The sequence below is a fragment of the Acinetobacter sp. 742879 genome (assembly GCF_000588535.1).
Lineage (GTDB): Bacteria > Pseudomonadota > Gammaproteobacteria > Pseudomonadales > Moraxellaceae > Acinetobacter > Acinetobacter pittii.
In genome coordinates this window covers 25333-35379 of the sequence record NZ_JFYC01000026.1, presented here as the reverse complement: position 1 = coordinate 35379, position 10047 = coordinate 25333, and the positions used below count along the sequence as shown (strand labels likewise).

At 41.0% G+C, this 10047-nt stretch carries 9 protein-coding genes and 1 rRNA gene; 9 read left to right on the top strand and 1 reads right to left on the bottom strand.

Annotation, left to right across the window (positions count from 1 at the left end):
• The first annotated feature begins 138 nt into the window (after positions 1-138).
• From rrf to J690_RS22845, 4 genes are all read left to right on the top strand, one after another.
• Positions 139-253: ribosomal RNA gene (rrf, locus tag J690_RS22860) — 5S ribosomal RNA — on the top strand.
• A 146-nt stretch (positions 254-399) separates the two neighbouring features.
• Positions 400-795: a putative signal transducing protein gene (locus J690_RS22855; RefSeq protein ID WP_032038651.1), complete on the top strand. Its 396-nt coding sequence runs from the start codon at positions 400-402 to the stop codon at positions 793-795.
• 167 nt (positions 796-962) lie between these two features.
• Positions 963-1526, top strand: a complete 564-nt coding sequence (locus J690_RS22850; protein WP_032038649.1) for a DUF4256 domain-containing protein — start codon at positions 963-965, stop codon at positions 1524-1526.
• 141 nt (positions 1527-1667) lie between these two features.
• A complete protein-coding gene (locus tag J690_RS22845) occupies positions 1668-2831 on the top strand; it encodes an acyl-CoA dehydrogenase family protein (RefSeq protein ID WP_032038646.1) in 1164 nt (387 codons plus the stop codon).
• Between the two features lie 31 nt (positions 2832-2862).
• On the opposite strand, the gene J690_RS22840 is transcribed toward J690_RS22845, so the two are convergent.
• Positions 2863-3462 carry a TetR/AcrR family transcriptional regulator gene (locus J690_RS22840; RefSeq protein WP_032038643.1) on the bottom strand — a complete coding sequence of 200 codons (600 nt, stop codon included), beginning with the start codon at positions 3460-3462 and terminating at the stop codon, positions 2863-2865.
• A 186-nt stretch (positions 3463-3648) separates the two neighbouring features.
• Here J690_RS22840 and J690_RS22835 point away from each other — a divergent pair, with 186 nt between their 5' ends.
• From J690_RS22835 to J690_RS22815, 5 genes are read left to right on the top strand one after another with little or no spacing between them, the layout of a single operon-like run.
• The gene (locus tag J690_RS22835) at positions 3649-5454 is read left to right on the top strand and encodes an acyclic terpene utilization AtuA family protein (RefSeq protein WP_032038641.1); all 1806 of its coding nucleotides are present in this window, start codon (positions 3649-3651) and stop codon (positions 5452-5454) included.
• A gap of 20 nt (positions 5455-5474) precedes the next feature.
• On the top strand, positions 5475-6362 hold the full coding sequence (locus J690_RS22830) for an SDR family oxidoreductase (RefSeq protein WP_032038639.1): 888 nt from the start codon (positions 5475-5477) through the stop codon (positions 6360-6362).
• 2 nt (positions 6363-6364) lie between these two features.
• Complete coding sequence (locus J690_RS22825; RefSeq protein ID WP_032038636.1) at positions 6365-7978, top strand: acyl-CoA carboxylase subunit beta; 1614 nt, start codon at positions 6365-6367, stop codon at positions 7976-7978.
• 42 nt (positions 7979-8020) lie between these two features.
• Positions 8021-9178 carry an acyl-CoA dehydrogenase family protein gene (locus J690_RS22820; RefSeq protein ID WP_032038635.1) on the top strand — a complete coding sequence of 386 codons (1158 nt, stop codon included), beginning with the start codon at positions 8021-8023 and terminating at the stop codon, positions 9176-9178.
• 16 nt (positions 9179-9194) lie between these two features.
• Positions 9195-10031, top strand: coding sequence for an enoyl-CoA hydratase/isomerase family protein (locus J690_RS22815; protein ID WP_032038632.1), 837 nt, complete (start codon positions 9195-9197; stop codon positions 10029-10031).
• Positions 10032-10047 lie beyond the last annotated feature (16 nt).

Genomic DNA, 10047 nt, shown 5'->3' with positions numbered 1-10047 from the left:
GCAAAGCAACTTGATTTAGTTAAACACTTAGCTAAAATGAACAACGAAAAATCAGACCAATCAGCCCATCTGTAAAGATTTGGAAAACGCAACGTATCACACAGTGAATAAAACGAAGCAAGTATCCATACCAGTTGTGCTGGCGACCATAGCAAGAGTGAACCACCTGATCCCTTCCCGAACTCAGAAGTGAAACCTCTTAGCGCTGATGGTAGTGTGGGGTTACCCATGTGAGAGTAAGTCATCGCCAGCTCATTATTCAAACACCCCCGTTCGCAAGAGTGGGGGTGTTTCTTTATTGCGTGGAATTTGTATCCTCAATCTTTAAACATTAAAACTTATTCAAATTATAAAGAAATAAAGCTACTCTAAAATTATTTACCTAATTAGAAATTTAATATGCAATGGATCGTAATTAAAACTTTCTCATTTCCTTATGAGGCACAAATTGCAAAGACTCAACTAGAAGCATTTGAAATTCCTGTTTATATTGAAAATGAGCATACAATTAATATGGATTGGTTTTATTCTAATGCTTTAGGTGGGGTTCGTTTATTAGTTCCAGAAAACTATGTTGATGAAGCGAAGTCATTTCTTGAAAAAGACTTTAGTGATGAGCTTGAACAAAAGTTTGGGGAGAGTAAAGGATGTTGCCCTGAGTGTGGAAGTTTGGATATAGAAGTTAATACTAAAGGAAAAAAATCTGCCTTTTTAGCGTTTATGTTTTTCGGTCTACCTTTATTTTCTTTTAAAAATGGTAATAGATGTAAGCGTTGTGGACACTTTTGGAATTAAATATATAGTAAAAGATTATTGCTTATCTTAATTATGGAACCTGATGTAGGGATATTGGATTTAGTTATATCTCTGCAATTAATGTGTTATGTATATAAGATATTGATATTAAATAGAATAAATTATTTTGGTGGCCGTTTAATTTAATAAATATAAGGACTTATTTAATGGTAGATAAAAAACAGCTAACTCAAAAGCAAATAGAGTTACTCCTTGAATTATTAAAGAATAGATTTGAAAAAAATACACATCGTCATACAGAAATAAAGTGGTCGGATGTGCAAAATAAACTAATTAAGGTTCCTGATAAGCTTTGGTCATTGCAGGAAATGGAAAATACAGGAGGAGAGCCTGATGTTATTGTTTTTGACCAGCAGAAAGACCAGTATTTATTTGTAGATTGTTCTTCTGAAACCCCAAAAGGCCGTAGAAGCCTTTGCTATGATCGTGAGGCTTTAGAATCTAGAAAAGATCATCCTCCTAAAAGCAGTGCAATAGACCTTGCTAATGAAATGGGAGTTGAGCTTTTAACAGAAGAGCAATATTACCAATTACAAGAAATTGAAGAGTTTGATCTTAAAACATCAAGTTGGCTCAAAACCCCAAATGAGATTCGTAAATTAGATGGAGCACTTTTTGCTGATCGTCGATATGGTCGTGTCTTTATTTATCATAATGGAGTGCAGTCTTACTATGCTGCCCGTGGTTTTCGTTGTTGCTTAAGAGTATAGGCATTGCATTATATTTGAATAAAAAGAAGAGGCTTTGATGTTTTATGCCAAGAAAATGGAGATTCTTGCAACTTTTGATTGATGGCAAACATGACAAGATATGTTCTGGAATTAAATAAAAACATCAGGACATCTGTAGAAATGCAACCAAACCCAATTTACTATAATGAACAACATATTGCTTTTGCTGATAATGTTCGTCGATTTGTACAAAAAGAAATGGCTCCTTTCGTTAATGAATGGGATGAGGCTGAGACATTCCCAAGAGAGCTATATAAGAAGGCTGCTGAAATTGGTCTATTAGGTTTAGGTTTTTCTGAGGAATATGGCGGTATTCCTGATGCAGATCCATTTTATTCATTACTGGCTGGTGTAGAAATGGCAAAAGCTGGTTCGGGTGGAGTACATATTTCACTCATGGTACATACAATTGGAGCACCACCGATTCAGCATTTTGGAAGTGAAGAACTAAAGTCAAAAGTTTTACCAAGGATTATTTCAGGAGAAAAGATTTCAGCATTAGCGATTACAGAACCAGGCGGTGGTTCTGATGTGGCTGCATTACAAACTAAAGCTGTTCGTGATGGTGACTATTATGTTGTCTCGGGTGAGAAAACATTTATCACATCTGGAATTCGTGCAGATTACTATACTGTTGCAGTGCGTACAGATCCAGCCAAAACAGGTGCTGAAGGCATTTCAATGTTGCTCGTTGATGCGCACAGTGAGGGAATTACTAAAACACCTTTAAAGAAAATGGGATGGTGGGCTTCTGATACGGCGCATTTACATTTTGATCAAATGCGAGTGCCTGCAGCAAATCTGCTCGGTAAAGAAAATGCTGGTTTTAAAGTTATTATGAATAACTTTAATATGGAGCGTTTTTTCTTGGGTGTAGTGGCTTATGGCTATGCATTAGTTTGCTATGAAGAAGCTCTAGATTGGGCCCAGCAACGGAAAACTTTTGGTAAGAGATTAATAGACCATCAAGTCGTTCGTCATAAATTGGTAGATATGGCAACGCAATTAACCTCAACACGGGCATTACTTGAAGAAACTGCATGGAAAATGACTCAGCCAAAACTACAAGGGCCTGAGTTAGTCGCTCAAATCTCGATGCTGAAAAATGTTGCGACTCGCACAATGCAATTTTGTGCTGATGCAGCTGTGCAAACATTAGGTGGTATGGGCTTTATGCGTGGAACTAAATCTGAACGTATTTACCGTGAAGTGAAGGTTAATATGATTGGTGGTGGTGCTGAAGAAATTATGAAAGATTTGATTAGTAAGCAGCTTGGTTATTGATTCTGCAAAGGTGGTCATTGAGCCACCTTTTTTATTTCAAAGCCATCTCCCACACCATTTCAGTTAACTCATCAATTTTGACTTTACCTTCAGATTTATACCAAGTGACAGTCCATGAAATCGCACCACCAACTAATCTTCGCCAAATAAAGGCATCATGTTTTATCTTGCTTTGAGTGCGTAACTTTTCAATGACATCTAACCAGATTTGTTCATATTCATTACGCATTTCTAAAAGATAATCTTGTTTTTCTTTTGACAGCGCAAACCACTCATAAACTAAAACAGCCATGGCTGCACCAGTATCTCCAGTAATTGAAATGAGTTCTGCTTTAATAAGAGCTCGTAATTGGTGTTCTGGATCGGTAGATTGAGCTGCTGCCTCTTCTAAACGAGCAAGATTGTAAATGATAGTTTGCTCCATTACGTGAGCGAGGATGTCATCTTTACTCTTGAAGTGATGAAATAAGCTCCCTGATTGAATCCCAATAAATTGAGCAAGTTCGCGTACAGTGGTTTTGTCATAGCCTTGTTTGTGAAATAGATAGGCAGCCCCATGTAATAAACGACCACGTGGGCTGTCATCAAAACAAGAGATATTTGGAATCTGTTCAATTGAAGTCGCAATCATACGAAAGCTGGATCCTTTATATAAAAATATTTACGGAAAAAATTTTGCTAAATCTCACCATGTTTTAGGCTAGTTGTCGAGTTTGGCAGTTTTAGTCAATTTCACAATAACATTTTGCTCTTTACAAACCAAGCGCTTGCTTGGTAATGTTGAGTGTAATTTTTAAACAAAATAATGAGAAACAAGATGGCAAGTAATCAACAGGATGATGAGCGTGTCGTAAAAATAGGGTGTGCCTCAGGTTTTTGGGGAGATACCAATACTGCTGCTTTTCAATTGGTACATCTAACCGATATTAATTATTTGGTTTTTGATTACTTGTCAGAAATCACCATGTCGATTATGGCCAAAGCGAAAATGGTAGAGCCGAAACATGGCTATGCTTTAGATTTTGTCAGTCGTGTCATGGCGCCTCTACTTAAAAAAATTGCAGAGAAAAAGATTAAGGTGATTAGTAATGCTGGTGGTGTTAACCCATTGGCATGTCGAGATGCCTTGCAAAAAATAATTAAAGAATATGGTCTAGACCTGAAAGTTGCCGTGGTGTTAGGTGATGATCTTTTGCCAAAACATGAGCAGCTAAAATCACAGAATATTCAGGAAATGTTTAGTGGGGAAGCTTTGCCAGAACAGGTGGCGAGCAGTAATGCTTATTTAGGCGCGGTCCCTATTCGCAATGCTTTAGACTTAGGCGCAGATATTGTGATTACGGGTCGTGTGGTTGACTCTGCTGTGGTACTTGCACCCTTACTTCATGAATATCAGTGGTCTTTAGATGACTATGACAAATTGGCGCAAGGTTCGTTGGCAGGTCATGTGATTGAATGTGGAGCCCAATGTACGGGTGGTAATTTTACCGATTGGCAATTGGTACAGGGCTTCGACAACATGGGCTTTCCAGTGGTTGAAGTGAGTGAAGATGGCTCATTTGTTGTGACCAAACCACAAGGGACAGGTGGTCTGGTTTCTACCGCCACGGTTGCTGAACAAATTGTTTATGAAATTAGTAGCCCACAAGCATATTTATTACCCGATGTAATTGCTGATTTCAGCCACGTGCATTTAGAGCAAGTCGGCGAGCACCGGGTTCGTGTGACGGGCGCAAAAGGTCAAGCACCGACTGCGCAATATAAAGTCAGTGCGACCTATCCAGATGGATATCGGGTTTTAGTGAGTTTTTTAATTGCAGGTCGCGAAGCTCCACAAAAAGCACAAGTCATTGCCGATGCGATTTTGGCTAAGTGCGAACGTGTTTTAGCAATGCGCTCAGTGCCGCCACTTAGTGAAAAGTCTGTTGAAATTTTAGGTATTGAAAGTACCTATGGCGAACATGCCCAAACATTAAATAGTCGTGAAGTTGTGGTCAAAATAGCTGTAAAACACATGTTCAAAGAAGCATGTATGTTCTTTGCATCTGAAATTGCTCAGGCTTCAACAGGTATGGCTCCGGCTTTGGCTGGGATTGTGGGAGGGCGTCCAAAAGCATCGCCAGTGATTAAACTATTTTCATTTTTAATAGATAAAAATCAAGTAAGTGTCGAAATCGATTTTGAAGGAAAACGCTACCCAGTTGAGATTCCACAAGGAGTTTCTACAGAGCAATTGCCTACTTTAAAGGCAGGTGAAAATGCAATTTATCAAGGAGATGAAATTGAAGTTCCTTTGATTGAAATTGCGCATGCCCGCAGTGGTGATAAAGGCAATCATAGCAACATCGGTGTGATTGCACGTAAAGCAGACTATTTGCCATGGATCCGTGCAGCACTGACGGAAGAGGCTGTTGCAAGCTATATGCAACATGTCTTGGATGCTGAGAAAGGGCGAGTAATCCGTTATGAGTTACCGGGTTTGAATGCACTGAATTTTATGTTGGAAAATGCCTTGGGTGGCGGTGGTGTTGCAAGTTTACGTATCGATCCACAAGGCAAAGCATTTGCACAGCAACTATTGGATATGCCTGTTAAAGTTCCGGCACATCTTTTAGAAAAATAAAATGAATGGATGAAACAAAGATGAGTTATCAATCAATATTTAGACCAGATGCTTTCGCCAATAAAGTCATTATTGTGACAGGTGGTGGCTCAGGAATTGGACGCTGTACTGCACATGAGCTTGCAGCCCTCGGCGCTCAAGTCGTGATTACAGGACGCAAAATTGAAAAATTAGAGAAAGTAAGCCAAGAAATTATAGAAGATGGGGGCTTAGTTCATTTCATTGTTTGTGATAACCGTGAAGAAGAACAAGTGAAAAATATGATTGCCGAAGTGATTGAGAAATTCTGCAAATTAGATGGCTTGGTAAATAATGCTGGTGGCCAGTTCCCCTCAGCTTTAGAGAATATTTCAGCGAATGGTTTCGATGCAGTGGTGCGTAATAACTTGCATGCAACTTTCTATTTAATGCGTGAAGCTTATAACCAATGGATGGCTAAACATGGTGGCAGTATCGTCAACATGACAGCTGATATGTGGGGCGGCATGCCAGGGATGGGACATTCTGGTGCTGCGCGTTCAGGGGTTGATAACTTAACTAAAACAGCATCGGTTGAGTGGGGGAAGTCAGGTGTTCGTGTAAATGCGGTTGCACCGGGGTGGATTGTGTCATCCGGTATGGATAATTATAGCGGTGATTTTGCCAAAGTGATTATTCCAAGCCTTGCTGGAAATGTTCCGTTAAAACGTATGGGAACTGAATCAGAAGTTTCATCGGCGATTTGTTATTTACTGTCAGATGCTGCGGCTTTTGTGTCAGGTGTAACTTTGCGTATTGATGGCGCTGCATCGCAAGGAACACGAATGTATCCACTAGCTGATGCGACAAATAGTCAGTCTTATAATGGTTTCCATCGCGCGTTTATTCCTGAAATTTTTCAGAAAAAGACTGAGGCTGAGGAGGAGTAACAGTGACTATTCTCCAATCCGAAATTGCTGTTGGTAGTGAACAGTATCAAAAGAATAAAGAGGCATTGCTTACTCAACTGAGTGAAGTCCGTGCAATTCAGCAAAAAAGCATTGATAAATCGTATGCTGCTAAACCGAAATTCGATAAAAAGGGCAAGATTCTGCCGCATGAGCGTGTACGATTATTACTTGATGCTGATTCACCTTTCGTTGAGCTGTGTGGCTTGGTCGGCTACAACATGCATGATGATAAAGATGGTTCAGAAGCTGGAGGCGGGGGAATTGCTGGCCTTGGGTTTGTCAGTGGGGTGCGTTGTCTGGTCTCAGCAAGTAATAGTGCAATTAAAGGTGGGACCATGTCACCCATGGGTGTACAGAAAACCTTGCGCTTGCAAAAAATTGCTTTGGAACAAAAACTCCCTCTGATTACGCTGAACGAAAGTGGAGGTGCCAACTTAAATTATGCTGCTGAAGTATTTACTTATGGCGGTATGACATTTGCCAATCAGGCACGTCTTTCAGCGGCAGGTATTCCCCAACTTGCAGTGGTGCATGGTAATGCAACGGCAGGTGGTGCTTATCAGCCCGGTCTTTCCGATTATGTGATTGCTGTACGCAAGCAAACCGAGATGCTTCTTGCAGGTCCCCCTTTACTCTTGGCTGCCACTGGCGAAGTGGCAACAGCTGAAGAGTTGGGCGGGGCAGAAATGCATGCGCAGGTTGCTGGAACCGCAGAATATTTGGCTGAAAATGATGCTGATGGTATTCGACTTGCACGTGAAATTTTTGAACATCTGAACTGGAAAGAGCAAATCAAACCAGTTGATGTAACTTATAAAGAACCTCGTTATGATGTCGATGAACTGTTGGGTGTGATTCCAAACGACCCGAAACAACCACTGAATATGAAAGAAGTGGTTGCGCGAATTATTGATGATTCAGATTTTCTGGAATTTAAACAGGAATATGATGATTTAACGGTGTGTGGCTGGGCAAAAATTGGTGGTTTGCATATTGGTGTGATTACCAATAATGGCCCGATTACACCTCAAGGGGCAGCGAAGGCAGCCCAGTTTATTCACCTGTGTGAACAGACTAAGCGTCCGTTATTGTTCTTGCATAACACCACAGGTTTTATGGTGGGAACCGATGCCGAGCAAAACGGCATTATCAAGCATGGTTCAAAACTGATTCAAGCGGTTGCCAATTGTACTGTACCCAAAATTTCAATCGTTGTGGCAGGGGCATATGGTGCTGGTAACTACGCGATGTGCGGTCGGAGTTTATCGCCAGATTTTATTTTTGCTTGGCCGAATTCGCATGTTGCTGTAATGGGTTCTGCACAGGCTGGAAAGGTACTACGCATTGTTGCTGAAGGAAAGCAAAAAGCTTCAGGGCAGGAGCCGAATCCGCAAATGCTCGATTTTCTTGAGCAAAGCATTGCGATGAAATTGGAACAACAATCTACCGCACTTTTCAATACGGCCATGCTACATGACGACGGTATTATCGATCCGCGAGATACTCGAAAATTACTGATTTTCCTTTTACAAACTATTTATGAAGCACAGCAAAGAGAGTTGAATCCAACTCGTTTTGGTGTATCTCGTTTTTAATTAACCTTTACCGCAATTAAAAAAATTAATAGGAATAAAACCATGAAATTTACTGCTGAACATGAAGCATTGCGCCGTACAGCTCGTCAATTTGTTCAAAATGAGCTGAATCCACATATTCCAGAATGGGAGGCCGCGGGACGTTTCCCAATCCATGAAGTATTTAAGAAGATGGGGGATCTTGGTTTATTAGGAATCTGCAAGCCAGAAGAAAATGGCGGTTTAGCGTTAGATTATTCGTATAACCTCGTGGTTGCAGAAGAAATTGGCTATGCGGCTTGTGGCGGGGTGCCTTTAGCTATTGGTGTACAAACCGATATGGCAACACCTGCTTTGGCACGTTTTGGTAGTAAAGAATTACGTGATGAGTTTTTAACACCAGCGATTGCAGGGGAATATGTTGCATCGATTGCAGTATCAGAAGTACATGCTGGTTCGGATGTTGCTGCTATTAAAACAACTGCTAAAAAAGATGGCGATGACTATGTTATTAACGGCAGCAAAATGTGGATTACCAACTCATTGCAGGCCGACTTCTTCTGTCTTTTAGCCAACACGTCTGATGATAAACCACACGTTAATAAGTCGATGATTATCGTACCTGCAAAAACCAAAGGGATTAGTTTTTCAGAGCCACTTAATAAATTAGGGATGCGTTCAACGACCACAGCACAGGTTTATTTAGACAATGTACGTGTACCACAGCGTAACTTGGTGGGTGTTGAAGGCATGGGCTTCATGATGCAAATGATGCAATTTCAAGAAGAGCGCCTATGGGCTTGTGCCAATGCCATTGGTGGGTTGGAAAATTTAATCCAGAAGACCATCGACTATACCAAAGAGCGTACTACTTTTGGTCAACCCCTCATTAATAACCAATATATCCATTTTCGTTTTGCTGAACTCATGACCGAAGTTGAAGCACTTAAAGCATTAACTTACCAAGCGTGTGAACAGCATATTGCAGGTGAAGATGTGACCAAGCTGGCATCTATGGCAAAACTCAAAGCTGGACGTTTAACTCGTGAAGTTGCCGATAGTTGTCTGCAATATTGGGGTGGTAACGGCTTTATGTGGGATAACCCTGCCTCACAGTTGTATCGTGATGGCCGCCTAGGGTCTATTGGGGGTGGGGCAGATGAAATTATGTTGGGGATTATCTGTAAGTTGATGGATATTCTGCCTAAAAAGCACAAATAAAAATAAGGAATACACCATGACAATTTCGACATCTTTACAAGCTATAGATATCGATGACAGCATTCAATTAGAACAAGACGACAGTATTTTATATCTCTGGTTAAACCGACCAGAGAGCCGCAATGCCATGAACCTGAATATGGTTAATGCAATTAAGCAAGTTTTTGCTGCCATTCGTGATGACCTTTCAATTCGTGCAGTGATTATCCGTGGTGAAGGCGGGTCTTTTTGTGCAGGTGGTGACATTAAAGACATGGCGGCTTTGCGTGTTGAAGCAACCAATGTTGGTAGCTTACAACCTTATGTGGACTTTAACCGCCGTTTTGGCGCCATGCTTGAGCAAGTCGAAGCTGCGCCGCAGACTGTTGTGGTGATTTTAGAAGGTGCAGTGTTAGGTGGTGGTTTTGGTCTGGCTTGTGTTTCCGATGTTGCCATTAGCCGTGACAATGCTCAGTTCGGTTTGCCTGAAACAGGGCTTGGGGTGATTCCTGCGCAAATTGCTCCTTTTGTGGTGAAACGCGTTGGTCTGACACACGCGCGTCGACTTGCTTTGCTCGGCATGCGTTTTGAAGGGCATACAGCACTTAGTGCCGGAGTGGTTCATCAGATTGCACATAATGAAATCGAACTTGAACAAGCTTTACAGGAAACCATTCAATACATTAAACGAGCAGCTCCTCAAGCTTCACGTGTGACTAAAGCACTGTTACATCGAACGCTCAATGAGCCTTTAAATGAATTGCTTAATGATGCAGCACAGCAGTTTGCTCAAGCGGTTGGTGGAGCTGAAGGACAAGAAGGAACGATGGCTTTTATCCAGAAACGGTTACCGAATTGGGCCGATGAATCATAAGAGATAAGGATAAAAA